The 25,549-nt window shown below is 62.6% G+C and carries 21 protein-coding genes; 7 read left to right on the top strand and 14 right to left on the bottom strand.

What is annotated here, in order from left to right:
• Positions 1-4 precede the first annotated feature (4 nt).
• The 10 genes from purD to FDY93_RS06725 form a co-directional block, all read right to left on the bottom strand.
• Positions 5-1,300 carry a phosphoribosylamine--glycine ligase gene (gene purD, locus FDY93_RS06770; RefSeq protein WP_138234997.1) on the bottom strand — a complete coding sequence of 432 codons (1,296 nt, stop codon included), beginning with the start codon at positions 1,298-1,300 and terminating at the stop codon, positions 5-7.
• Between the two features lie 277 nt (positions 1,301-1,577).
• A complete protein-coding gene (gene purH / locus FDY93_RS06765) occupies positions 1,578-3,152 on the bottom strand; it encodes a bifunctional phosphoribosylaminoimidazolecarboxamide formyltransferase/IMP cyclohydrolase (RefSeq protein WP_138234996.1) in 1,575 nt (524 codons plus the stop codon).
• Between the two features lie 294 nt (positions 3,153-3,446).
• Complete coding sequence (fis, locus tag FDY93_RS06760) at positions 3,447-3,746, bottom strand: DNA-binding transcriptional regulator Fis (RefSeq protein WP_105102945.1); 300 nt, start codon at positions 3,744-3,746, stop codon at positions 3,447-3,449.
• Positions 3,743-4,780, bottom strand: coding sequence for a tRNA dihydrouridine synthase DusB (dusB, locus tag FDY93_RS06755; protein WP_138234995.1), 1,038 nt, complete (start codon positions 4,778-4,780; stop codon positions 3,743-3,745). The genes fis and dusB overlap by 4 nt, the downstream gene beginning before the upstream one ends.
• Before the next feature lie 144 nt (positions 4,781-4,924).
• Positions 4,925-6,223 carry a DUF3426 domain-containing protein gene (locus FDY93_RS06750; protein WP_138234994.1) on the bottom strand — a complete coding sequence of 433 codons (1,299 nt, stop codon included), beginning with the start codon at positions 6,221-6,223 and terminating at the stop codon, positions 4,925-4,927.
• 65 nt (positions 6,224-6,288) lie between these two features.
• Entirely contained in the window at positions 6,289-7,179 is an 891-nt protein-coding gene (gene prmA / locus FDY93_RS06745; RefSeq protein ID WP_138234993.1) for a 50S ribosomal protein L11 methyltransferase, read from the bottom strand.
• A gap of 391 nt (positions 7,180-7,570) precedes the next feature.
• Entirely contained in the window at positions 7,571-8,914 is a 1,344-nt protein-coding gene (gene accC, locus FDY93_RS06740) for an acetyl-CoA carboxylase biotin carboxylase subunit (RefSeq protein ID WP_138234992.1), read from the bottom strand.
• A 15-nt stretch (positions 8,915-8,929) separates the two neighbouring features.
• Positions 8,930-9,403 carry an acetyl-CoA carboxylase biotin carboxyl carrier protein gene (gene accB, locus FDY93_RS06735; protein WP_138234991.1) on the bottom strand — a complete coding sequence of 158 codons (474 nt, stop codon included), beginning with the start codon at positions 9,401-9,403 and terminating at the stop codon, positions 8,930-8,932.
• A 70-nt stretch (positions 9,404-9,473) separates the two neighbouring features.
• Positions 9,474-9,908 carry a type II 3-dehydroquinate dehydratase gene (aroQ, locus tag FDY93_RS06730; RefSeq protein ID WP_138234990.1) on the bottom strand — a complete coding sequence of 145 codons (435 nt, stop codon included), beginning with the start codon at positions 9,906-9,908 and terminating at the stop codon, positions 9,474-9,476.
• A gap of 373 nt (positions 9,909-10,281) precedes the next feature.
• Complete coding sequence (locus FDY93_RS06725) at positions 10,282-12,171, bottom strand: protein-disulfide reductase DsbD family protein (RefSeq protein ID WP_138234989.1); 1,890 nt, start codon at positions 12,169-12,171, stop codon at positions 10,282-10,284.
• 246 nt (positions 12,172-12,417) lie between these two features.
• Between FDY93_RS06725 and FDY93_RS06720 the strand changes: the two genes are divergently transcribed.
• From FDY93_RS06720 to FDY93_RS06705, 4 genes are all read left to right on the top strand, one after another.
• Entirely contained in the window at positions 12,418-13,131 is a 714-nt protein-coding gene (locus tag FDY93_RS06720; RefSeq protein WP_246068492.1) for an N-acetylglucosaminyltransferase, read from the top strand.
• A gap of 36 nt (positions 13,132-13,167) precedes the next feature.
• Positions 13,168-13,710 (top strand): copper chaperone PCu(A)C, encoded by a 543-nt coding sequence (locus FDY93_RS06715; RefSeq protein WP_138234988.1) that lies wholly within the window; start codon positions 13,168-13,170, stop codon positions 13,708-13,710.
• 60 nt (positions 13,711-13,770) lie between these two features.
• A complete protein-coding gene (locus FDY93_RS06710; protein ID WP_138234987.1) occupies positions 13,771-14,349 on the top strand; it encodes a YajG family lipoprotein in 579 nt (192 codons plus the stop codon).
• A gap of 217 nt (positions 14,350-14,566) precedes the next feature.
• Complete coding sequence (locus tag FDY93_RS06705) at positions 14,567-16,339, top strand: putative bifunctional diguanylate cyclase/phosphodiesterase (RefSeq protein WP_138234986.1); 1,773 nt, start codon at positions 14,567-14,569, stop codon at positions 16,337-16,339.
• A gap of 180 nt (positions 16,340-16,519) precedes the next feature.
• Here FDY93_RS06705 and FDY93_RS06700 read toward each other — a convergent pair whose 3' ends face one another.
• Entirely contained in the window at positions 16,520-17,524 is a 1,005-nt protein-coding gene (locus FDY93_RS06700; protein WP_138234985.1) for an adenosine kinase, read from the bottom strand.
• Between the two features lie 324 nt (positions 17,525-17,848).
• On the opposite strand from FDY93_RS06700, the gene mrcB reads away from it, so the two are divergent.
• The 3 genes from mrcB (at position 17,849) to FDY93_RS06685 (ending at position 22,295) form a co-directional block, all read left to right on the top strand.
• Positions 17,849-20,494: a penicillin-binding protein 1B gene (mrcB, locus tag FDY93_RS06695; protein ID WP_246068491.1), complete on the top strand. Its 2,646-nt coding sequence runs from the start codon at positions 17,849-17,851 to the stop codon at positions 20,492-20,494.
• A 266-nt stretch (positions 20,495-20,760) separates the two neighbouring features.
• A complete protein-coding gene (locus FDY93_RS06690; protein ID WP_138234983.1) occupies positions 20,761-21,690 on the top strand; it encodes a winged helix-turn-helix domain-containing protein in 930 nt (309 codons plus the stop codon).
• Between the two features lie 314 nt (positions 21,691-22,004).
• A complete protein-coding gene (locus FDY93_RS06685) occupies positions 22,005-22,295 on the top strand; it encodes a response regulator transcription factor (protein ID WP_220446124.1) in 291 nt (96 codons plus the stop codon).
• A 21-nt stretch (positions 22,296-22,316) separates the two neighbouring features.
• On the opposite strand, the gene hemB is transcribed toward FDY93_RS06685, so the two are convergent.
• From hemB to FDY93_RS06670, 3 genes are all read right to left on the bottom strand, one after another.
• Entirely contained in the window at positions 22,317-23,327 is a 1,011-nt protein-coding gene (hemB, locus tag FDY93_RS06680; protein WP_138234981.1) for a porphobilinogen synthase, read from the bottom strand.
• A gap of 155 nt (positions 23,328-23,482) precedes the next feature.
• Positions 23,483-24,127 carry a GntR family transcriptional regulator gene (locus FDY93_RS06675; RefSeq protein ID WP_138234980.1) on the bottom strand — a complete coding sequence of 215 codons (645 nt, stop codon included), beginning with the start codon at positions 24,125-24,127 and terminating at the stop codon, positions 23,483-23,485.
• A complete protein-coding gene (locus FDY93_RS06670; RefSeq protein WP_138234979.1) occupies positions 24,127-25,311 on the bottom strand; it encodes a benzoate/H(+) symporter BenE family transporter in 1,185 nt (394 codons plus the stop codon). Before FDY93_RS06670 ends, FDY93_RS06675 begins: the two co-directional genes overlap by 1 nt.
• Positions 25,312-25,549 lie beyond the last annotated feature (238 nt).

The following is a 25,549-nucleotide window of genomic DNA, read 5'->3' as shown; positions in this document are numbered from 1 at the left end:
CTGACTACGCGTTTTCGGACTGTTCCCGCTCTACCGCGCGATAGCCGATGTCCTTGCGGTAGAAGGCGCCTTCCCAGTAGATCTTGCGCGCGCACTCGTAGGCGTTTTCCTGGGCTTCGGCCACAGTTTCGCCCACGGCGGTGGCGCAGAGTACGCGGCCGCCGCTGGTGACCACGCGCTCGCCGTCGAGCGCGGTGCCGGCGTGGAATACCTTGGCATTTTCACCATCGGCCTTGTCCAGGCCGGAAATGGCGTCGCCTTTGCGGTAGCTGCCGGGATAGCCGTGGGCGGCAAGCACTACACCCAGCGCCGGGCGAGGGTCCCACTCGGCGGTGACCTTGTCGAGGCGCTTTTCCACTGCGGCCATGCACAGCTCCACCAGGTCGGATTTGAGGCGCATCATGATCGGCTGGGTTTCGGGGTCGCCGAAGCGGCAGTTGTATTCGATGACCTTGGGCGCCCCCTCTGCGTTGATCATCAGGCCGGCATACAGGAAGCCGGTGTAGGGCATGCCTTCGGATGCGAGGCCTTTGACGGTGGGCTCGATGACTTCTTTCATCACGCGCTCGTACACGTCCTGGGTCACTACCGGTGCCGGGGAGTAGGCGCCCATGCCGCCGGTGTTGGGGCCGGTGTCGCCGTCGCCGACGCGCTTGTGGTCCTGGCTGGTGGCCATGGGCAGGATGTGTTCGCCGTCGACCATGACGATGAAGCTGGCTTCTTCGCCGGTGAGGAATTCCTCGACTACGACGCGGCAGCCGGCGTCGCCGAAGGCGTTGCCGCTGAGCATGTCGCGCACGGCCAGCTCGGCCTGTTCGATGGTTTCGGCAACGATGACGCCTTTACCGGCGGCGAGGCCGTCGGCCTTGACGACGATGGGGGCGCCCTGGGCGCGGATGTATTCGATCGCCGGTTCGACTTCGGTGAAGTTCTGATAGGCGGCGGTGGGGATGCCGTGGCGTTCCAAAAACTCTTTGGTGAAGGCTTTGGAGCCTTCGAGTTGGGCGGCGGCTTTTTCGGGGCCGAAGATGTTGTGGCCGCGGCTGTTGAAGAAGTCGACGATGCCGTCCACCAGTGGGGCTTCGGGGCCGACGATGGTGAGGGTGATGCCTTTTTCTTCGACGAAGTCAGACAGGGCGGAGAAGTTGTCGGTGCCGATGTTGACGTTCTGGAGTTTGGGTTCGCGGGCGGTGCCGGCGTTGCCCGGTGCGACGAAGACGGTGTCTACGGCGGGGTTTTGCGCGGCCTTCCAGGCCAGTGCGTGTTCGCGGCCACCAGAGCCGATTACCAGGATATTCATTCTTGAGTTTCCCCGTGCCTGTTATTTAGGTGGGCTAGTTTAGCATCGCGCGCAGTATTGCTGGGCAGTAACCGGGGGAGGCGGGCAAATTTGAGTGCTTCGTAAGCCGGTCCTGTGGCGGCCCTGTGGCTGGTGCCCCTTCCCGAGACACGCCGTAAACCCATCCATGGGGGCTCGGCTGCGGCCATCCGGGCCGCAGACGGTCTCGGGAAGGGGCCCCAGCCACAGGGCCTTCCCATATAACGCGCGAATATTAAATCGCTAGGTCAGTGACAGATCAGTGACGGAAGTGACGCATGCCGGTAAACACCATCGCCATGCCGTGCTCGTCCGCTGCAGCGATGACTTCGTCGTCGCGCATGGAGCCGCCGGGCTGGATGACCGCGCTGATGCCTACCTTGGCGGCATTGTCGATGCCGTCGCGGAAGGGGAAGAAGGCGTCAGAGGCCATGACCGCGCCTTTTACTTCGAGGCCGGCGTGTTCGGCCTTGATGGCGGCGATGCGGGCGGAGTTGACACGGCTCATCTGGCCGGCGCCGACGCCGATGGTGCGGCCGTCTTTGGCGTAGATGATGGCGTTGGATTTGACCATCTTGGCGACTTTCCAGGCGAACAGCAGTTCGTCCAGTTGCTCGTCAGAGGGCTGGACCTTGGTGACGACTTTCAGGTCTTCCTTGGCAACCATGCCGTTGTCTTTTTCCTGGATCAGCAGGCCGCCGGTGACGCGCTTGTAGTCGAAGGCCGCCGGGCGTTCGCTACCCCATTCGCCGCATTCCAGCAGGCGTACGTTTTGCTTGGCGGATACGGCTTTGGCGGCGCCTTCGGATACCTTGGGCGCGATGATGACTTCGGAGAACTGCTTGTCGACGATGAGCTGGGCGGTTTCGGCGTCCAGTTCGCGGTTGAAGGCAATGATGCCGCCGAAGGCGGATTCCGGGTCGGTGGCGAAGGCCAGTTCGTAGGCGGTCTTGATGTCTGCGGCTACGGCGACGCCGCAGGGGTTGGCGTGCTTGACGATGACGCAGGCGGGCTCGTCGAACAGTTTGACGGTCTCAAGCGCGGCGTCGGTGTCGGCGACGTTGTTGAAGGAGAGTTCCTTGCCCTGCAGCTGGGTGGCAGTGGAGACGGAGGCTTCCTCGGCGTCTGCTTCCACGTAGAAGGCCGCTTTTTGATGCGGGTTCTCGCCGTAGCGCATGTCCTGGGCTTTTTCGAACTGGACGTTGAAGGTGTTGGGGAACTCGCGGGCTTCGTTGGACGTGTTACGCGCGCCGAAGTGGTTGGCGATCATGCCGTCGTATTGGGCGGTGTGTTCGAAGGCTTGCACCATGAGGTCGTAGCGGGTCTCGTAACCGAGCTGGCCGTCGTTAGCTTTCATTTCCTCGATCACGGTGTCGTAGCTGTGGGCGTTGACCACGATGGCGACGTCTTTGTGATTCTTGGCGGCGGAGCGGACCATGGTGGGGCCGCCGATGTCGATGTTTTCGATGGCGGTGGGCAGGTCGCAGTTGGGGTTGGCGACGGTGGCCTTGAAGGGGTAGAGGTTGACCACGACCATGTCGATGGGCTTGATGCCGTGTTCGGTCATTACCGCGTCGTCTTTACCGCGACGGCCAAGAATACCGCCGTGCACTTTCGGGTGCAGGGTCTTTACGCGTCCGTCCATCATTTCCGGGAAGCCGGTGTAGTCGGAGACTTCCACCACTGGGATACCGGCTTCACCGAGTTGGCGGTAGGTGCCGCCGGTGGACAGGATTTCCACGCCCATGTTGGAGAGTTCGCGGGCAAATTCCACAATCCCGGTTTTGTCAGAAACGCTGATCAGCGCGCGGCGAACGGCCACCTTGTCAGTCATATCGCATCGTCCATCTGAAGTTTAAAAAGAGCTGGTGCGGCACATGGATGTGCCGCCGCGGCCTAAGCCGCGCGAGCCACCGGAATGCCAGAAGATTCACACATCTGCGCCAGCATTTCGGGGGCGACGATGAAATGGATCATGGGCCGAAGGCGCCGCGTTGAAGCGGCCGGACCGAGCCATTTCATCATAGGTAGAAAGTAGCGAGGGGGGATGGGTTCAACCCATCCCCCCTCGCTGAAATTTTACCGCCCGGTCGTCACTGTACTGTGTTGCCCGGGGCGGCATGTCGCCTTACAGCAGACCGTAGCGCTTGAGCTTCTTGCGCAGGGTTCCCCGGTTGAGGCCCAGCAGCTGCGCGGCGCGGGTCTGGTTGTGGCGGGTGTGTTTCATCACCACTTCCAGCATCGGCGCTTCGATCTCAGACAGCACCATATCGTAGACTTCGGTCACCATCTGACCATCCAGGTGACGGAAGTAGTTTTCCATCGCCTGTTCAACCGCATCGCGCAGTGCCTGCGGTTGCTGCAATTGAACCTGTCCCCCAGCGGACACCACATCGCTGGTGTCCGGAATCAGTGCTTCGTTATTCATGCCGCTTTTGCCCCTCTAGTTATTCGGCGTTCAAACCACTCACGAACGCTGGCATGTTGTGCTTCTGCGCAATCGAGTTGGTTAAAGGTCTTGCGAAAGTCGTCGCTGTCCGCGAGTGTTTTCACGTACCAACCCACATGTTTGCGGGCGATACGTACCCCCATAACCGCACCGTAGAAACGGTGTAGCTCACTCAAGTGAGTGATTAATATGTCCCTGACTTCATCCAGTGAGGGCTCCGGCAATTGCTCCCCCGTTGCGAGGTAGTGAGCGATTTCCCGGAAAATCCATGGACGTCCCTGAGCCGCCCGGCCAATCATGACCGCGGCAGCACCGGTGTAGTCCAACACCTTGCGGGCCTTTTCCGCGCCGGTGATGTCGCCGTTGGCAAAGACAGGTATCTTCACCGCCGACACAATCTCGGCAATGGTATCGAATTCGGCCTGGCCATGGTAGCCACAGGCGCGGGTGCGGCCGTGAACTGCCAGGGCGGAGACACCGAGATCCTCGGCCATCTTGGCCACCGTCAAACCGTTGCGGGAATCCGGACACCAGCCAGTGCGAATTTTCAGCGTCACTGGTACTGAGACGGATGAAACCACCGCTTCCAGAATGTCGGCGACCAGTTTTTCGTCGCGCAGCAGGGCGGAACCCGCTGCTTTTTTACACACTTTTTTTGCCGGACAACCCATATTGATATCGATGATCTGGGCGCCGCGCCGGACGTTTTCCCGCGCCGCATTGGCCATCATCTCCGGGTCGCCGCCGGCAATCTGTACCGAAATCGGACCGCTCTCACCGGCGTGATCCAGGCGCGTTCTCGATTTGCGGCTGTCCCACAGGCTGGTATCTGAGGTGACCATTTCGGAGACCACCAGACCGGCGCCGAGCTCGCGGCACAGGCTGCGGAAGGGGCGATCGGTAACGCCGGCCATGGGCGCCAGAATGACGGGCGCGCCGATGTTATAGGGGCCGATGGCGAAGCTGCTTGGCAATTCCGTGGGCAACTCGCCCTCCCGCGGGTCTGGTCTCATGGGTGTCAAAGAGCGGCTATGATAGCGGCTGGTCGGCCACTGGAAAAGCGAAAAAGCGCGCAAATTGTTCGATGGCTGGCCGTTTAGGGTGAACTTTGTGCAATATTGTGTGGTGATGGACGCCAGCGGCAAATGGCCACTGGCTCACTGCGGCACGATGCGCAGCTCGTAGTTCACCGCTTCACTGCCCGGGTCGACGATTTCCAATGCAATGTGCACCGGGTTGCCGGCGGGCATGAGTCGGCGCCCGGACAGCTCACCCTTGAGGTAGTCCGCTGGGCCGAAGCGACGGCTGGCCACGGGTGCATTCTTGAGGTCGGTAAAGCGCAGCTGCAGCGTCGGGAAAGGCTGGTCAAAGGGGGCGCGGTTCAGCAGCACGGCTTCCACTGCCAGCGCATTGGCGGTCTGTGGGTGGCTGCGCACCACAAGGTTTGAGGTGTGGATGGCAGTAAGGTCGACCTGTGCCGGCAGTTTGCAGCCGGCGAGCGGGCACACCGCCGCGTACAGCTGGCGCCAGGGCTCGCGCTTGCTCAGGGTGTCGAAGCGAAAGTAGGCTGTTTGGGCCACCAGGCCGAGCGCCAGCAGCAGTGCACCCAGCGCCCACAGCCAGGTCGGCACTCGGCGGTGGCGTTTGGGTTGCCAGGTGACTTCGATGGGGGCGGGGCCGATGGCGGATATCAGCTGGTCGCGGGGCAGCAGCGGTGCCTCGTCCAACTGGTGCGGGTCCAGGCTGTCGGTCGCGTTCGGCCTGGCGCCCCTGTGGGCGCCGCTGCCGGCAATACGCTGCATATCTTCCGCTGTGAACTGGTCGCCGGCGATGTCCGCGGAAGCGCTGCCCGCCACCAGAGTGGTGTCGCCCTCGTCTCTCTCCTCTTCTCTCAGCAGGTCCGCGGCGAACAGGTCTTCCTCGCGCTCGTCCGGGGACTCCAGGTTGCGGTGCCCAGCGGACTTCCGGTTGCCGGTGGATTCCTCTTGTGCAATTTCCGCAGCCCAGGGGTCGTCCACGCCGCTCAATTCATCCAGTTCGGATTCCAGCTCACGTCGCAGATCCAGGTCTTGCTGTGCGTCCTCGCTGCCGAGATCCTGCCACTGCTGTTCGCCGAAGGCGTCGTCAATCAGCGGGCTTTGGCGGGTTTGATCGTGTTTTGCTGTGTCCTCCTGACTTCGGCTCGGGCGGGACCTGGGGAGTTCGTCGTCGCGCGCCTCTTCGCCTTCCAGCTCAATGTCGTCGTGGATCAGGAAATCGTCGTCTTCAAGCAGTTCTTCGATGGCCTTTTTGCCGGCCGGCTGCGGGTCATCCTCATTGAAGACGATATTCTCGTCTGCGCGGAACACCTGCAGGCAGGAGCCGCAACGCACGGCGCCGCGCGCGGCTCGCAGTTGCTGCTCGGTGACGTGGAACGAGGTGCTGCAGTGAGGACAGCGGGTGACCAGTTGCGACATGGTATTCGACGATTATTGCTTTGGCGGGGGAGTTTATCAGTCCCTCGCCGTCGGGCGTAGTGCGCTTATCTGACCCTGGTGCCGCTGAGGCGCACCCACTCTTCCTTCTCCGCATCCGCGTCAAAGTCGATCCACTGGCTATAAGCGGATTTCACCCGCTCCGCCTGGCTGGCAAGAATGCCGGACAGACAGATCCGGCCGCCTACTTTCGTGCGCTCGATCAGCTGCGGGGCCAGTTCCACCAGCGGGCCGGCGAGGATGTTGGCGAGCATGATGTCCGCGCTCGCTTCACTCGCCGGCGGGGTTTTTTCGGGCAGGTAGACTGGGAAGCGCTCGGGATCAATACCGTTGCGCACGGCATTGTCGCGACTGGCGAGCAGGGCCTGGGGGTCGATGTCGGTGCCGAGTGCGCGATCGGCACCGAGCAGCAGTGCGGCAATGCCGAGAATGCCGGAGCCGCAGCCGTAGTCGATGGCGGTCTTGCCTTGTACCGGTTCGCGGGCGAGCCACTGCAGGCACAGGAAGGTGGTGGGGTGGGTGCCGGTGCCGAAGGCGAGGCCGGGGTCGAGCATGAGGTTGACGGCGCCCGGCGCCGGCGGCTCGCACCAGCTGGGGCAGATCCACAGGTTGTCGCCACATTGGATGGGCTTGTAGTGGCTCATCCATTCCCGCTCCCAGTCCTTGTCTTCGAGCTGTTCCCAGCGGGCGCCGGTAAAGAGTTCGCACAGGTAGGAGGAGATTTTGGCTTCGGTGACGCCGGTGTCGACTTCGGCGTCGAACAGGCCGGTGACCAGGGTCTGGTCCCACAGCGGGGTCTCGCCTAGGCCCGGTTCGAGGATCGGCTGGTCGGCGTTGTCTTCCAGGGTTACTGAGACGGCGCCGGCGAACAGCAGGGCATTCTCGATTTTTTCCGCCTGATCGCGGGTGGTGTTTACGCGTAATTGGAGCCAGGGCACTTGTGGTTATTCCGGGTTTTTTTGAAGGGTGGTTCTTGGCGAGTCCGTGGCGGTACCACTGCCGGTAAGGCTTTGCGAGACACGCCGTGAACCCATCCCTGGGGGCTCTTCTAAAACATCCCTGTTTTAGAAGGTCTCGCAAAGCCTTACCGGCAGCGGCACCTGCAAATCAAAGTCCTGAGTGTATAAAGAACTTTCGGAAACGCTAACAGGGTAGGAAAGGTCGTGCGGAAGGCAAAGTGCCGGGGATCCGTTTTTGAAAGCGTCGCAAACAGGGATGTTTGCGACGCAGCGTACAGGGACGTATTCACAGCGGTTTCAAAAACGGATCCCCGGTGCTTTGCCGCCACAGAGCCGGCTTAGTCGGTTCTGTAAGAGGGGAGGGAGAAAGTCACTCCATCCCAAGCTTCTTCTCGAGATAGTGGATATTCACCCCACCCTTGGCGAACGCCTCATCCCGCACCAACTGCTCCTGCAGAGGAATGTTGGTCTTGATACCGGTGATGATCATCTCGCTCAGGGCCACACGCATACGCGCCAGCGCGGTCTCGCGGTCCTCGGCGTAGGTGATGATCTTGGCAATCATGGAATCGTAGTTCGGCGGTACCGTGTAGCCGGAGTAGAGGTGGGAGTCCACCCGCACACCCAGGCCGCCGGGGGCGTGGAAGGTGTCCACTTTGCCCGGACTCGGGAAGAAGGTCTTCGGGTCCTCGGCGTTGATCCGGCACTCGAAGGCGTGGCCGCGGATCACGATGTCTTCCTGCTTGAATGACAGCTTCTCGCCCGCGCACACGCGGATCTGCTCCTTGATCAGGTCCACACCGGTCACCATCTCGGACACCGGGTGCTCCACCTGGATACGGGTATTCATTTCGATGAAGTAGAAGCGCTCGTCCTCGTACAGGAACTCGAAAGTACCCGCACCGCGGTAGCCGATGTCGATACATGCCTGTACACAGGCATCCTGCACATCCTTGCGCACCTTGTCGGGAATACCCGGCGCCGGGGCTTCTTCAAGCACCTTCTGGTGGCGGCGCTGCAGGGAGCAGTCGCGATCGCCAAAGTGCACCGCGTTGCCCTGACCGTCGGACATCACCTGGATTTCCACATGGCGCGGGTTCTGCAGGAATTTTTCCATGTACACCGTGCTGTCGCCGAAGGCCGCGGCGGCCTCGGACTTGGTCACGGAGATGGAGTTCAGCAGCGAGCCTTCGCTGTGCACCACGCGCATACCGCGGCCACCGCCGCCGGCCGCGGCCTTGATGATCACGGGGAAACCGATCTTGCGCGCGATTTCCAGGCACTTGTCGCCGTCCGCGGGCAGGGGGCCATCGGAGCCGGGCACGGTGGGAACGCCGGCCTTCTTCATCGCCGCAATCGCGGACACTTTGTCGCCCATCAGGCGGATGGTGTCAGCATCAGGGCCGATAAAGGTGAAACCGCTCTTCTGCACCTGCTCGGCAAAGTCGGCGTTTTCCGCGAGGAAGCCGTAGCCGGGGTGCACTGCCATCGCATCGGTGATTTCCATCGCCGCGATGATGGCGGGGATGTTGAGGTAGCTTTGGGGGGACGGGTTGGGGCCGATGCATACGGCCTCGTCCGCCAGGCGAACGTGCTTGAGGTCGCGGTCGATCTGCGAGTGCACCGCCACGGTGGCGATGCCCATTTCTTTACAGGCTCGCAACACGCGCAGTGCAATCTCGCCGCGGTTGGCAATCAGGATTTTTTCAAACATGCGTACTCACCCTGCTCAGGAAATGATCACGAGCGGCTGGTCGTACTCTACCGGCTGGCCGTCTTCCACCAGGATGGCTTCGATGGTGCCGGCCTTGTCGGCTTCGATCTGGTTCATCATCTTCATGGCTTCGACGATGCAGATCACGTCGCCCGCTTTTACCTGCTGGCCGACCTTCACGAAGGGCTCGGCGCCGGGGCTGGAGGCGGCGTAGTAGGTGCCCACCATGGGGGATTTCACCGGGTGGCCGGTCATTGCGGGCACGGATTCCGCCTTGGCTTCCGCCGGCGCGGCCGCAGGTGCCGGTGCGGCGGCCGGAGCTGCGGCCGCAGGTGCCATCGGCATCTGCATCATCTGCGGCATCTGAAAGGAGGCGCCGCTCACGCCGCGGCTGATGCGCACGGACTCTTCACCTTCTTTAATCTCCAGCTCGCCGATATCGGACTCTTCAAGCAGTTCGATCAGTTTCTTGATTTTGCGGATATCCATAATTTTGTCACTCTCGATCTTGTGTAACCACGCTCGCGGACGCGCAGCCCGCGAATGAAAAATTCAGTTGTTAAAGCCGTTTCAGCGCCGCTTGCAGCGCCAAAGTGTAACTATCTGCACCGAACCCGCAGATAACCCCCACTGCCAGATCCGACAGGTAAGAGTGGTGGCGGAAAGCCTCGCGGGCGTGAGGGTTGGAGAGGTGCACCTCGATAAACGGTATGGCAACGCCGGCCAGGGCATCGCGCAGGGCGACGCTGGTGTGGGTAAAGGCGGCGGGGTTAATGACGATGAAATCGACCTTGTCGGCGTAGGCGCGGTGGATGCGCTCCACCAGTTCGGCTTCGCTGTTGCTCTGCAGGCAGTCGAACTCGCAGCCGGCGTCGGCGCATTGGGCGCGGGCCGACGCATTGATCTCGTCGAGGGTGGTGGAGCCGTAAATCTGGGGCTCGCGTGTGCCAAGCAGGTTCAGATTGGGGCCGTGCAACAGCAGTAGTTTAGCCATTCTGTGCCTCGCTCTTTGTCTCGCCTTAGGTGTTGGAGTAGGCGCGCGAATTTGTGACTAAAATCCGCTAAAAGTCAGATAACGTGCCGGTAAACGGCGCCAAGCAGCGGATTTGCCGAAATTGGGCGCGAGTTTGCCGCAAAAGTGACCCTCTGTCCATGCCCCAAATTGAGAAATAGAGACGTTGCGCGCAGTTCGCCGAACTTAACGCCCAATTTGCCGCAAAGTTGTGTGCGAGATGGCCTTTTCACCTGTGTGAATGGCCAACTAGGCGGATTGCATAAGATATACAGAGGGCGGGAAGTGAGTGGGCCGCTGGCGATGGCGGGGTGCCCTCTTTGTGCGACCCGCCACCACGTTCGCCGCAATCCCGTTATTTCCCGGTGGAGTCGACCAGGGCCTCGCGGCCGGCGGCACCGCGCATGGCGGTGAGCAGGCCGTCGCGGGAGAGAATCTGCGGCAGAATCTGGGGTTCGCCGCCATCGGCTGGGAACAGCAGGTACAGCGGCACACTGGAGCGGCCGTAGCGGCTCAGCAACTCGGTAATCTGAGGGTCCTGGTTGGTCCAGTCGCCCTTGAGGGCGACGATCCCGAGATCGCCCACCGCAGCGCGCACGGCGTCGCTGGATAGCACCACCTTCTCATTCGCGAGGCAGGTGATACACCAGGCCGCCGTCATGTTGATGAGTACCGGCTGCCCCTGGCTGCGGGCCGCGTCCAGTGCCTGTGGTGAGTAGGGCTGCCAGTAGTCGCTGGCGCCAGTGGTGGCCAGCTGCCGCGGTTTGCCGTCCAGTTGTGGCAGCGCCCAGGCGGCGCCAACCAGAGCAAAGATCGCGCAGGCGCTGCGCAGCCAGCGCGTTTTCCCCACGCTATCCGTTGGGCGTGGCCACAGCCACAGGGCGAAGGCCACGGCCACCGCGCCCGCCAGCACCAGTGCCACGCCGTCGCTGCCGGTCTGGCGCCCCAGCACCCACAACAACCACACCGCGGTGAGGTACATGGGGAAGGCCAGCAGCTGCTTCAGGGTTTCCATCCAGGCACCTGGGCGAGGCAGTTTGTTCGCCAGCGCTGGAATATAGGTAAGCAGCAGGAAGGGGGCGGCCATGCCGGCGCCGAGCGCGGCGAACACCGACAGCGCGACGAAGGGCGGTTGGGTTACCGCAAAACCCAGCGCCGAGCCCATCAGTGGCGCGGTGCAGGGACTTGCCACCACCGTCGCCAGGGCACCGGTCGAGAAAGAGCCGCCGAGTCCGCTATTTCGCGCATTGCCGGCGCCCAGTCCCATCAAACGGCCGCCGAACTCGGTGACCCCGGACAGGCTAAGCCCCATGGCGAAAAACAGATATACCAGTGCTGCCACCACCACCGGCGATTGCAGCTGGAAGCCCCAGCCCACTGCCTCGCCGGCACTGCGCAGGCCGAGCATGACCGCGGCGATCAGCACGAAAGTGGCGATCACTCCCGCGGTATAGGCCCAGCCGTGCAGCCGCTGGCGTTCGCCGGCGTGAGTGATGGCGAGTGCTTTGATCGAGAGCACCGGGAATACACAGGGCATCAGGTTCAGCAACAGGCCGCCGCCGAACGCCAGCGCCAGCGCGAGCAGCAGGCTGCCGGACGCGGTTGCGGATACCGTGCCGGGCTTTGCTCCGCTGGAGGTGGCATTGCCCAGGGGGCCGGAGCTGCCACCGGTGCCGTCAATCGGGGTGGCGGTCCTGTCGGTGAAATCCAACGCAAAGTTGCGCACCTGCGGCGGGTAACAGAGGCCGGCGTCGGCGCAGCCCTGGTAGTGCACCTGGATCTGTGCCGTCCGCGCGGGCAGCGATGGTGTGTCCAGTGGGATTTCCAATTGCCAGCGGTAGACCTCGGTTTCCTTTTCGAAGTAGTCGTCCCAGATCACCTCGCCCGGCTCCAGGTTGAGGGGCAGGGTGGACTTCTCGCCGTCCCGGATCAGCAGCAGCTTTAATTTGTCGCGGTACAGGTAGTATTCAGGTGCAATCTGGAACAATGCACTGGCGCCGGCGTCGCTGAACAGGAAATCCAGTTGATAGGCCTGGTCCACCGGCAGGAAATCATCCTGGCCGGAACTTGCGGCGCCAAAGGGCGACGAAGATGAAGATGATGGTGAGAGCCCGTTGCTCGCACTGACCGGCTGGGTGCTCAGCCAAGCGCCCACGAACAGCAGCGCACAGAGCAGTACCGGCAGCGGATTGGCTGGCCGTGCGGGGAGATATTTTTTTCGCAAGCCGGAAGTCTTCGCAGTCATTGGCAACAAAATTCTTTATAGTCAGGCGAGTTTGGACTGGTTTTGCGGGCTGCCGTTCCCTGGTGGCTCCAGCGTAGGCGCAGTATAGCGGTGCCTGCGGTACAAAAAAACAACAGTTGGCGGCAGCCGGTCTGCAGCGTGAAGGTAGACGTCAGAAAAGTGAATCCGATCGCATATTCCGTAAATAACCGATTCTCCGTCGAAAGACTCGGTGTAGCCCGCGTAAGCCCACAGCGGTGGCGGTGCGTGGTCTCAGTATCTGGGGCGTTGTTGCTGACCCTGGCGGCCGGCTGCACCACGCCGCCGCCCGCCCCGGCACCGGTACTACCGCCGCCCGAACCCTCGCGGCCGGCGGGGCCGACACCGGAGGAAATCCGTGAACGCACCGTGCGCCATTTCCTGCAGCGCGCAGAGGAGGCGCAGCGAGAAGGCTTTATCACCATGCCCGCGGGTGCCAGCGCCTATGACTTCTATCTGCAGGTGCAGCAGCTGGATCCGGGCAATACCCAGGCCGCCGCCGGCATCCAGACTCTGGTGATGCAGTTGGTGGAGCAGGCCCGCGACGCGCTGCGCCAGCGCGCGTTCGGGCGCGCGGGCAGCCTACTCAACACCGCGGACCAGATTGCCCCCGGCAATCCATTATCGAAAGAGGTGCGCAGCCAGCTGCAGCGGGAACAGCGCCGCGCGGAGCAGGATATCGCCCTTGAAGGGCCGGGCGCACAGACCGTGACGCTGCCGGTGGCGCCGTTAACCGCGCGCTCCGATGAGATGGTGCAGATGCTGAAAAGCGTGGCGGAGCGCATTCGCGCGCACGATTTGCGGGTCATCATCGTCGCCCGCAATGATGCCGAAGGACGCTGGGTGTACAGCCAGCTGCGCGAGGCGGTGCCCGGATACCGGGTGCGCGGTGATATAAAGCTCGGCAATGCGCCGCGATTACTGTTACAAAAGAGCCAGTGACTTCCAGCCGTACGGCAAACTGAAAAGGGGGCGGCAGTGAGCAGAATTTCCGCGGATCAGAAAACAGCGGTGTTGAAAAAAATGTGCACGTTACTGCTGTGCAGCCTGCTCGCTGGGGTGGGCGTCGCGGCTGCGGAAACCGGGCTGGTTGGGGAGATTGAGGCAAGTGGCTATGCCCGCGAAATGCCCCCGGGTGCGCCCATGGGGGCCGCTTATCTGTCCCTGCGCGAACTCTCCGGGCGGGCGCGGGTGCTCCGGCGGGTGGAGCTGCCGGCACATCCGCAGGCCAGTGTCGAGCTGCACACCACCGAGGAGGTGGCGGGGGTGAGTCGCATGCGCGCACTGAAGGAAATTCCTCTGCCGGGACATGGCGCCATTGAAATGCGCCCCGGCGCAACCCATCTGATGATCCGCGGTGTAGCGCTGAGGGCGGGGCAATCCCTGACCCTGCGCCTGGTGTTTGCCGACGGTTCCGCCCGCGAGGTGACGCTGCCGGTGCACGGACTTGCACAGGCAGATAAGTCGCCGGCGGCCAATGGAAAAGAGGAAGAACACCATCGCGGACACCACCACGGATGACCGTGACGGGGATTAAGCGTCGAATTTGTGAACCATTTAAGGAGTAGGGGAGAGTTGATCATGAAAAAACTGGCCGCAGTACTGGTGACGGGTTTTGCTGTCATGCTCGGCGCCTGTGCCCACAGCCCGGTGCAGGTTGTGGTGAAACCGGAAGTGCAGGTGGCTCCGGACAATATCGGTGCCGGCTACACGGTGTATGCCCGCGGTGCCAACCAGCTGGCCGGTGGTGGGCTCGGCTCCCTCGGCGGCATTTACGCAGATTCTTCCAATGTCACCCTGGGCAACGATATCGAGCAGGCCATGGCCACGGCTTTGTATCAGGGGCTGGAGGCCTGGTCTTTCCGCGGCGTGCAGAGCGGCGGCGATGTGCAGGTAGTGGCGAATCTGACGGATCTGAGCTACGACAGTCCCAACAAGCTGTATACCACCAAGGTGGACTCCGGTGCGTCCATTCAGCTGCAGGTGTCGGTGAAAGGGGCGACCTTCTACGGCAACTACAGTACCAGTGGCAAGGACCGCAACCTGATCAAGCCGAGCCGCGAGGAAGTGGAAGCAAACCTCAACCAGTTGTTGAGTGCTACCCTGCAGCGTGCTTTTGAAGATGAAAAACTGAAGTCCTTCCTGCGCCAGCACCTGTAATCGCAAGTGGCGCGGATGAGGCCCCTGGAACCCTGCGGCTGTGACTCGAATCACAAAAGGCCGCAGGGTAATCAGAGAGGTTTCCGCGCCAGCGAATATGCCGTTATTATTTTTCTGCAACGAAAAACAATGTTCCTGGTGACAAAAAAATCTGCGGTCCCCTCTGGGGCCGCCACGGCAAAGACCGGACGCCAATGCCGGTTCTGATGGAATTCCATTGACTGAGTTCACACCGAAAAACGCCGCATTTCACAGCCTGCTGGCAGACACTGATGAAGGTGAGCCTGACGGTGGCTATCTTTGCCCTGCGGCCGCAGAGCTGGCGTTGGGTGAAGTGGCCGATGGCGTGGTGGTCACCGACCCATACGGCCGCATCCGCTACAGCAATCCTCTGGCCAGTGAACTGTGTGGCAGTCTGGTGGGGTTGCTGCCGGGGCAGCTGCTCGCCAGCAGTCTGCTGCTCTATGGCGATGGCGGTGAGCGCTTGGATCTGGGGCTGGATTCCGGCGTGGCGGCGGGCAGCATTCCCAGCCGGCGCGAGCTGCGCGGCAATATTCGCCGGGAAGGCGGCACGTTGCTTGAAGTGAGTGTGGTGATCCACTGTCTGCGGGAGGGGGTAAATCTAAAAGGTTATGTGCTGGTGTTGCGCCACACCTCGGAAGTGCGCCGCATTTCCTCCCGGCTCAGCTGGCAGAGCAGCCACGATGCGTTAACCCATCTCCCGAATCGACAGACGTTCGAGCACGCGTTGCAACAGCTGCTCGGTTCCGGTGCCAGTCCCCGCCAGCACCATATCCTGCTGTATCTCGATGTCTATCAGTTCAAGGTGGTCAACGATACCTTGGGCTACAGCGCCGGCGATGCGCTGTTGATCGCGCTGACGAAAATTCTCACTCGCTGTCTGGGCGAGGGCGACCTGCTCGGCCGCGTCGGTAGTGATGAATTCGCTCTGCTATTGAGGGACTGCACTCTGGAGGAGGCCAAGCGCATCGTCACCCGTTTACGCGAGGCGGTGAACGGGTTTGTGTTCCAGTGGGAAGACAGCGAAACCCGGCCGGCGCTGTCGATTGGTGCGGTGAGCGTGGATCACCGCGCGCCGCCCGCCAGTCAGCTGTTGGCTTCGGCTAATGATGCCTGCAGCGCGGCGCGGGATCAGGGCCGCAACCGGGTGAAGTTTTTCGGAGATTCGCGCAAGGCGCTGGCGAAGCGGCGTGAAAGTACGTGGCTTGCGGAGATACACGCTGCGATCCGCGAGGACCGGTTGTTGCTGTACCGCCAGCCGGTGGTGGCGCTGCAGGATAAGAATCGGGTGCACCACTATGAAGTGCTGGTGCGTATGCAGGGGCGCGATGGCGATGTGATTTCGCCGGGGCTGTTCCTGCCGGCGGCGGAGCGCTATGGGATTATCGATGAGGTGGACCGCTGGGTGATCCGCAAGATTTTCCGCTATATGGCGCTGGAGCAGAGCAGTGGGGCGGCGGGTTTCCATTATGCGATTAATATTTCGGGCATTAGTCTCGGCGATGAGTTGTTTGCGGATTTTGTGTTGCGGGAGCTGACGGAGGCTGGGGTGGCGCCGTCGCGGGTGCAGTTTGAGATTACTGAGACGAGTGCGATCAATAATCTGGATCGGGCGCTGGTGTTTATTCACAAGTTGCGTGCGGCGGGGTGCAGTTTTGCGTTGGATGATTTTGGCCGCGGGGCGTCGTCGCTGGCGTATCTGCGGCAGTTGCCGGTGGATTATCTGAAGATCGACGGTTCCTTTGTGCGCAATATGCTGGAGGATGAGATCGACAGTGCGATGGTGAGTACGGTGGATCACTTGGCGAAGCGCATGGGGATCAGCACCATTGCGGAGTTTGCGGAGACGCCGGAATTGCTGGAGAAGCTGCGCTTGATGGGGGTGGATTATGCGCAGGGATTTGGTATTGCCGCTGCCGCCTGTCTGCCTGAGATCAGTGGGCCCCGGCCTTCCTCTTCCGTGAACTGACTTTTGGGTGTTTTTTGAAGCTGGCCCGGTGGCGGCAGAGCACCGGGTAAGGGTTTTCAGGACCGCTGTGAATACATCCCTGTACGCTTCGTCGGCAACATCCCTGTTGCCGACGATCCTGAAAACCCTTACCCGGCACTCTGCCTTCGCTTTTGAGTTTTTACTTCGTTAGCATCTTTCTTAAATATTTACCGCCTGCGCCAGCAGCTCCCTGTGCTGCTCCGGGCGCAATCTCGGCCCATACTGACTGACTACCTGTGCGGCGGCACGACAGGCGAGTTCGCCGGCTTCCACAAAACCCATTTCCCGATTGATTCCGTACAGGAACGCACCCGCGAACATGTCGCCGGCGCCGTTGGTGTCGATGGCTTTGACCTTGGGGGCGGTGACCCGGTATTCCTGTTCGCCGTCCCACAGCAGGGCGCCGTCGGCGCCGAGGGTGATGGCGAAGGCGCGGCTGTGGTTGCGCAGGGTCTGGGCGGCCTGGTCTAGGGAATCGGTCTGGCTGAATTTGAGGGCTTCGTCGCGGTTGCAGAACAGTAGGTCGACGCGCTCGCCGATCATTTCTTTGAGGCCGTCGTGGAACAGTTGCACCATCATGGGGTCGGATAGGCTCAGGGCAGTTTTTACGCCGGCGGTTTCGGCTTGCTTGCGCAGTGCGATGGCGGCGGCGCGGCCGGTGGGGGAGGAGACGAGGTAGCCTTCGAGGTAGATCCAGCGGGACTGGGTGAGGGCGTCTGAGTCGATTTCTGCTACCGAGAGCTCGGCGCTGATGCCGAGGTAGGTGTTCATGCTGCGCTCGGCGTCGGGGGTGATGAGTACCAGGCATTTGCCGGTGGTGCCGGTGTCGGCGTTGTGCAGGGCTTTGGGGTAGTCGACCCCGGCGGCGGCGAGGTTGTCGCGGTAGAAGTCGCCGTTGTCGTCGTCGGCCACTTTGCAGGAATAGAAGGTGCTGAGGCCGAAGTAGCTGGCGGCGATGACGGTGTTGGCGCCGGAGCCGCCGCAGGCGTGGCTGGCGGTGACCATGTGGTCGCTGAGGTCGTTCACCAGTTGCTGCTGGCGCGCGTCGTCCACCAGTGTCATGACTCCCTTGTCGACGCCGAGGGACGCGAGGTCGCTGTCGGTGACTTCAATTTCCGTATCGAGAAGGGCGGCGCCGATGCCGTAGAGGTCGTACTGGTGCATAGTAATTCCGTTGCGATTCTGAACTGTTGCGATATCTGGCCCGGGTTGCGGGCGTTCGCCGCATTATGGCGAGGGATGGGGCCAGTGCAAGTGCGTGCCGCTCACGGTCTGTGACCGGTCGGATTTGACTTGTACGGGGCCGACCTTATAAATGCCGGCTATAACTGCCCCGGTTGCGGTCACTTCGCACCTGCCGCACATCTATATTGAATTCATAGCAAAGAGTTAATCTGTAGCGATATGGCATCAAACAAGCGACGTTCTAACGAGAAACGTCAAAATCATTCTTCTGGCCGGCTGCGGCGCTGGATCGGACGCCTGGCGGTGTTGGCCCTGCTCGGGGTGCTGGCCCTGGCCGCGTATATGGTGTGGCTGGATGTGCAGCTGCGCGAGCGTCTCGACAGCCGCCAATACCAATTGCCGGCGCGGGTGTTCGCGCGCCCGCTGGTCCTGCGGGAAGGTATGGTGATGCGCCCGGACGAACTGGAATCCGAGTTTGCCGCGCTCAATTACAAAAAAGTCGCGCAGGTCGAGGAGCCCGGACAGTGGCAGCGCGACGGCATGGAATACCTGGTATGGCGCCGGGACTTTATTCACGCGGACAAGCGCGAGGCTGCGGCCAAGGTGCAGTTCCGCCTGCGCAATGACGAACTGAGCAACCTGCGCGACGAGAGCGGCGCCCGTATCAAGGAGTTCCGCCTTGACGCGGCGCCCATCGGCACCCTGCTGGGCGGCGGCGACGATCGCAATCCGGTGCGGATCGAGGAGATTCCGCCGCTGCTCGGCGCCACCCTGATCGCGGTGGAGGACCAGGATTTCGTGCACCACTTCGGGGTGTCGCCCCGCGGTATCGCGCGCGCCATGGTGGCCAACGTCAAGGCCGGCGGCGTGGTACAGGGCGGTTCTACCATCACCCAGCAGCTGGTGAAGAACATTTTCTTCGACCACAAACCCAGCCTGTGGCGCAAATTCAATGAAGCGCTGATGGCGATCCTGATGGAGGTCCATTACGACAAGGCCTATATCCTGCAGGAGTACATCAATGAGGTGTGGCTGGGGCAGCAGGGCAGCCGCGCGATTTACGGGTTTGGCCTCGCCTCCGAGTTCTATTTCCAGAAGCCCCTGAACCAGCTGGAGCCGCACCAGATTGCTTTGCTGGTGGGCCTCGCCAAGGGCGCGTCCTATTACAATCCCTGGCGCAATCCCAAGCGCGCACTGGAGCGTCGCAACACCGTATTGGATGTGATGCTGGAGCAGGAGCTGATTACTCCCGAGCAGCACGCCCGCCTGATCAAGAAACCGCTGGAAGTGGTCTCCGCCGGCGACACCGCGCAGAATCCCTATCCGGCGTTCACCGAGCGCCTGCTGGAGGAGCTCCGCCCCTACTATTCCGTAGAGGAACTGCGCACCGCGGGCCTGCGCGTCTACACCACGCTGGCACCGTCGATCCAGGATCTGGCGGAAAAAGCCGTGAGCCAGGGCGTGAGCCAACTGGAGAAAGACCGCGGCATCCAGAAGGATTCCCTGCAGGCCGCCACGGTGATTCTGGAAAACCACACCGGCAACGTACTGGCGATGGTGGGTGACCGCCGCCCGCACTACCCGGGCTTCAACCGCGCGCTGGAGGCGCGTCGCCAGATCGGTTCGCTGGTCAAACCCGCGGTGTATCTCACCGCCCTGGAGCGGGCGCACCAGTACAACCTGGGTACCTTGATCGACGATGCGCCGATTCGCGAAGTGGCCGCAGATGGCCAGGTGTGGATGCCGTCCAACTTTGGCAACCGCAGCCACGGTCTGGTGCCGCTGTATGTGGCGCTGTCGCGCTCCTACAACCTCGCCACCGCGCGACTGGGTCTCGATCTCGGTATCGAGAATGTGCGCCAGACCATGCGCAGGCTCGGAGTACAGTCCGACCTGCCGCGGGTGCCGTCGCTGTTTCTCGGCACCGCGGAGTTGACCCCGTTTGAGGTGGCCAGCATGTATCAGACCCTCGCCAACGGCGGTGAGCATGTGGAACCGCGCACGCTGCTGGCGGTGTCCGATGCCGACGGATCCCAGGTGCAGCGTTTCCGCTCCAAATCCAACCGCGGTGTAGATGAGGTGCCGGTGTACCTGTTGCGCTACGGCCTCGAGCAGGTGATGCGCGAGGGCACCGCCAAGAGCGCCTACCGGCGCCTGCCCAACAGCGTGCCGTTTGCCGGCAAGACCGGCACTACCAACGACTATCGCGACAGCTGGTTTGCCGGTTTCAGCCCCGGAGTGACAGCGGTGGTATGGCTGGGGCGCGACGACAACCAGCGCACCAGCCTCACCGGCGCCACCGGCGCGCTCACGGTGTGGACCGACATTATGCGCAAGCTGCCCCATCGCCACGGCCGCATCCAGCCCCCGCGCGGGGTGGAGTGGAAGCCGCTGAACGACAAGGGCGAATACATGGACCCGAAGCACTGCCAGGGCGGCCGCGAGCTGCCGATCTCCGACGAAAGCCGCCTGCAGACCGACCCCCGCTGCCAGAGCCGCGGCTGGTTCCGCAACTGGTTCGACCGCGACGACAGGGAGGTGGCGCCGCGGGAGGATATGACTCCCGGCTGGGGCATAGACCCGGAACAGCAGCGCAGGGAGGAACAGCAGCGCCAGCGTGAGCGCCAGTTGCGCGAACAGCTGGAGCAGGAGCAGTGGCAGGACGAGCAGGGCGTTCCCCAGGAGCCGCCGCCAGAATATCGGGAAGAGTACCGGGAAGACTACCGGGAAGAGCCGCAGCAAGTACCCCAGATGGAGGAAGAGCGGCAGCGCCGGCTGGAGGAATCCGGCCGTCTGCAGGAGGAGCGCTACCTTGAAGAGGAGCGCCGTGCGGAGGAGGAGCGGCGCGTACTCGAAGAGCGTCTGCGCAGGGAGGAAGAACAGCGCCGCGGCGCGCCGGTAGAAGAGGCCCAGCCCTGGTCACCGCAAGCCGACGACCAGTGGCCTTAGCAGCCATTTGTTATCTGCACGCCGTTGGCGAACCCATCCGCTGTGTCCCGCACTGTAATGCCATGTCATGGCGGCGGGCTAAATCTCGCGACAAAAGCGATCCGCAATAACACCGCCCGGTCTCGACGGCGGGAAGGCAACCGCCGCGGTGCAGGCCGGGCGTGTTACCGGTTTTCCGGTCCCGTGCGCAATTGGGGCATAATCCATTGCGCATTGCCGGGGCATAACAGGCCCCCGGTCGGGAAACGGGTGAGTCGGGCAGTTCCATGCAATACCGCTTCTACAATTTCACACTGGATACGGCGCAGTTGTATCTCACTGCCAGCGGTGTCCCCGTGGATGCAGATGCCCGCCAACTGCAGCTGTTGCGCCTGTTGATCGACTCCTATCCCGAACCCTGCAGCCAGCAGCTGTTGCTGGAGAGGTTGTGGCCAGACACGGTGGTATCGCACTGGTCTGCCGGGCGGTTGGTATCGGATACCCGCAAGCTGTTCCGCAACCTGGGTTATGAAGGGCCTCTGATTCAGACCTTGCATGGGCGCGGCTACCGCCTGGCGCCGGAACTGGTAGCCCAGCTGCGCGAAGTGCCGGCGGCATCCGCGCGCCCCGCGATCAATTCTCCGGCGGCGGATACCGCACCAGCGCACCCTGTCGCCGCCGAAACCCGACCGGTAACCACGCACGCTTCGTTCTGGCGTCTGTGCGGTGTAATGGGCCTGCTGTTGCTCGTCACGGCCGCCACGGTGTATTTCATCACCGCGCGACGGATTCCCGACGAGGGTGTGCCACTGGTTATCGGCGAGGCGGCGGATGTGCGCGGCCGGATTCTGTGGGTGGACGACAATCCCGGCAACAATCTGGCCGAGCGTCACGACTTCGAAGCCCGCGGTATTGCGGTTTACATCGTCACCAATACGGAAGATGCACTGACGCTGCTGTCCATGTATCGCTACCAGGCGGTGATCTCGGATATGGGGCGCGGCGACGAACCACTCGCCGGTTTCAAACTGATGGAGCGCATGCGCGCACGCCGCGACGAGACCCCGTATTTCCTCTACACCATCATGCCCTCTGACACCCAGCGGCAGCTGGTCCAGCAGCGCGGTGGCAACGGCGTGGCGGTAACCTCTGATGAGCTTTTCAGCCTGGTCTTGCCGCTGTTTGCGGAAGATTCCGCCGCGCCCGCTGGGCGCTGATCGGCCCGCGCCAGATTTTTCCTGACTGCCTGCCAGCCCCCGGATTTCGGGACTTCAAAAACATTCACAAGCATTCAAAGACTTCGCTGGCGCCGAGCCGGTACCTTTTTCCTGTTGCCAACTGCGGTGGTCGACCAGTGCCCGGGACGACGCGGGGCACGGCAGCGCTGGTGCTTTTACGCAAGCCACGGCGAACGGGAAAATCGAAAAGGCAGAGGTTAGATATGTTGGGGACAGGGTTGGCCGGGCTGGTGCTTTACCCCGATGCCGAGGGGACTGGACGGAAACCTGCGGCAAACTCGCTGGAGTGCCGCGTGCAGACACTGATGGCTGCGCCGGCCGCCAATGCGCCGGCGCAGCGTGAGCGCTGCGCGGAGGGTGTAATGGCTGCGCCGTACACTGGGCCGGAGCCCCTTCATTTTAGTGTGCGGGAACTGGAGATTCTGGCGCGGATTGCAGCCGGCGCCACCAGTGTGGAGATCGCCGGGCAGTTGCACATCTCCGTGCACACGGTGAAGAACCACCGCAAGAACATCCTGCGCAAGTCCGGCTGCCGCAATGCCGGGCAGCTGATCACCCGCTGTACCGTGCTCGGCCTGGTCTGATCAACCTGGGTCTGCTGCGATTTAGTTCTGCAGTAGGCGCGCCGCGTCTTCGGCGAAATAGGTCAGCACACCGTCCGCCCCCGCGCGCTTGAACGCCAGCAGGGATTCCAGGATCACCGCCTCCCGATTCAGCCAGCCATTGGCAAACGCCGCGCAGTGCATGGCGTACTCTCCGCTCACCTGATAGGCGAAGGTGGGCACCTTCAGCTCGTCCTTCACCCGACGCACCACGTCCAGGTAGGGCATGCCCGGCTTCACCATGATCATATCCGCGCCTTCCGCCAGGTCCAGCGCGCATTCGTGCAATGCCTCGTCGGAATTGGCCGGGTCCATCTGGTAGCTGAATTTGTTGGCGCCTTTGAGATTGCCGGCGGAACCCACCGCGTCGCGGAAGGGCCCGTAGTAGCTGGACGCGTATTTGGCGGCGTAGGACATGATCTGGGTATTGGCGTGGCCCTCGCGCTCCAGCGCCACGCGGATGGCGCCGATGCGACCGTCCATCATGTCCGACGGCGCCACTACATCGGCGCCGGCCTGCGCGTGGGACAGCGCCTGCTGCACCAGCACCTCCACCGTGTCGTCGTTGACGATGTAACCCGCGTCGTTCATCAGTCCGTCCTGGCCGTGGCTGGTGAAGGGGTCAAGCGCCACATCGGTGATGACGCCGAGTTCCGGCGCGGCGTCTTTCAGCGCGCGCACCGCGCGTTGGGCGAGGCCGTCCACGGCATAGGCGGCGCGGGCATCGTCGGACTTGTGCGCGGCGTCCACCACCGGGAACAGGGCGACGGCGGGGATGCCGAGCTTCACCAGTTCTTTCGCCTTGGCGGTGAGCAGATCCACGGTCATGCGTTCGACCCCCGGCATAGAGGCCACCTGCTGGGTCTCGCCGCGGCCCTCGATCACGAACAGCGGCAGTATCAGGTCGTCGCTGGTCAGGCGGTTTTCCCGTACCAGGCGGCGGGAGAATTCACTGGCGCGCAGACGGCGCGGACGGGAGTGGGGGTAGGGGCCGCGATTGGGGCTGAAACTCATGGGGATGCTCCGGCGAATGGGCAGAATGAAATGGCGCGCGCACGTGGCGGCGACTAAGCTGGCGGCAATCATACCAAAACGGGAGTTGCTCTGATGGCTGTTGCATTCTGGTGCCTGCTGATCATGGCGGCACTGAAGGCCGCCTGATCGGTCGCCTATTTCATGTCAACGTCCGCGCCTTGCTGTTCCTTGAGATGTTCGACGAGAACACGGCCGGCGGCGGCGATATGTTGTTCCAGCAACGAGCAGGCTTCCCGGGTCTCTCCCTGCCGCAGCAGTGCCAGTAACTGATAGTGCTCACGCTGGCTGGTGCTCTGGTAGTCGAGGCTTCGGTTTTGATAGCCGATATAGCGCTCGCACTGACGCTGCAGCTGTTCCACAGTCTTGAACAGGGTGGGGCGCCCGGCGGCGCGGTAAAGGCCGGTGTGGAACTGCCAGTTGAGCTGGCCAAGTGTCGCCGCGTCGAGCGGAGGTGTTGTTTCCATGGCATCGAGAATATCCTGCGCGCGCCCGAGTAGCTCGCCATTGAGGCTCGGGGCGGCAAGTGACAGCAGTAAAGGCTCCAGGTGCATGCGCATCAGGTACAGGTCTTCGGCTTCCAGTGGATCAAACCTCGGCACCGCCACCCCGCGCTTGCCGTGGCCGGTAAGCCAGCCCTCACTTTTCAGACGCGCCAGCGCATCCCGCACCGGAATGCGGCTGACACCGTAGTGCTCGGCTAGCTCGCTCTGTTTCAGCGGTGAGCCCGGGGCAAAGCGCCCGCGCTGCAGATCGGCCTTGAGCTGCGAATACAGGTCCATCAGCGTTTTCCTTTGAGTAGCCAGTGGCTGGTGAGGCCACCGACAAGCCCCCAGAAGGCGGCGCCAATGCCGAGGAAGCTGACGCCCGAAGCGGTGATCAGCAGGGTGATCACCGCGGCCTCGCGGCCCTCCGTATCGGCGGTGGCGCCGGCCAGACTCGCGCCGATGACGCCGATCAGGGCCAGCCCGGCGACACCGGCAATCATCGCCTGGGGCAGTGCGGCAAACAGTGTCACCACGCTGGCGCCGAACAGTCCCGCGAGCAAATAGAAAATCCCCGCGTAGATTCCCGCGGTATAGCGCCGCGCCGGGTCCGGGTGCGCTTCGGGGCCGGTGCAGATGGCGGCGGAAATAGCGGCGAGATTGAACGCAAATCCGCCGAAGGGCGCCAGCAGCAGGGACATCAGGCCGGTACCACCGATCACCGGTGACACCGGTACCCGCGTGTAACCACTGGCGCGCAGAGTCGCGATACCGGGAAGGTTCTGCGAGGTCATGGTGACAATGAACAGCGGCAGGCCCACGCCCAGCAATACCTGGAGATTGAATGCCGGTGTTACCCACTGCAGTTGCCCGATGGACCAGTCCAGTTGTTCCGCGTGAACCTCACCCTGCAGCCAGCTGGTCGCAAAACCCATGGTCAGCACCAACAGGATACTGTAGCGCGGCAGCCAACGCCGCCCGATGAGATAGGCCACCAGCATTGCCCCAACCAACGGCGGGTTCGCCTGCAGCGAGGTAAAAATCGACAGTCCGAACTGCAACAGAATGCCCGCCAGCATGGCGCTGGCAATGGGCTGTGGCACCCGCGCCGCGATGCGTTCGAAAGCGCCAGAGAGTCCGAGCACCAGTGTCAGCAGTGCGCTGAACAGGAACGCCCCCACCGCTTCTGGCAGGGAGACCCCGCTCAGGCTGGTTATCAGCAGGGCTGCACCGGGTGTAGACCAGGCGGTGACTACGGGTGCGCGGTAGTACCAGGAAAAGCCGATACAGGTGAGCCCCATCCCCAGGCCGAGGGCGCCGATCCACGAGACCATCTGCGCCTCGCTGGCGCCGGCCGCTGCCGCCGCCTGCAGCACAATCGCCACGGAACTGGCAAAGCCCACCAGCACCGCGGCAAAGCCGGCGCTGACGGCGGAAAGTGTGGTATCGGCTCTGAGGGAGCGTTGGGCGACCTGCTCCATAAAATGTATACTCTGTTAAAAATGTATACATTTTATAGCGGGAACAATTTCCCTGCGCAACAGGAGGCTTGGGAAACTTATAGGTAGTGGTGGCAGAGAAGGCTGTGTGAAGGTGTCGATGCCGGGTGGGGCCTTGCGAGACCTTCCGCGAGAGGGTCCTCGCGGAAGAGCCCCCATGGATGGGTTCACGGCGTGTCTCGCAAGGCCCCACCCGGTAGCGTCACCGCCACCGGGGCTC

The sequence above is a fragment of the Microbulbifer harenosus genome, from assembly GCF_005771435.1.
Classification (GTDB): Bacteria; Pseudomonadota; Gammaproteobacteria; order Pseudomonadales; family Cellvibrionaceae; genus Microbulbifer; species Microbulbifer harenosus.
Note: the sequence above shows the minus strand (reverse complement) of the source record. Positions and strands in the feature narration are given on the sequence as shown.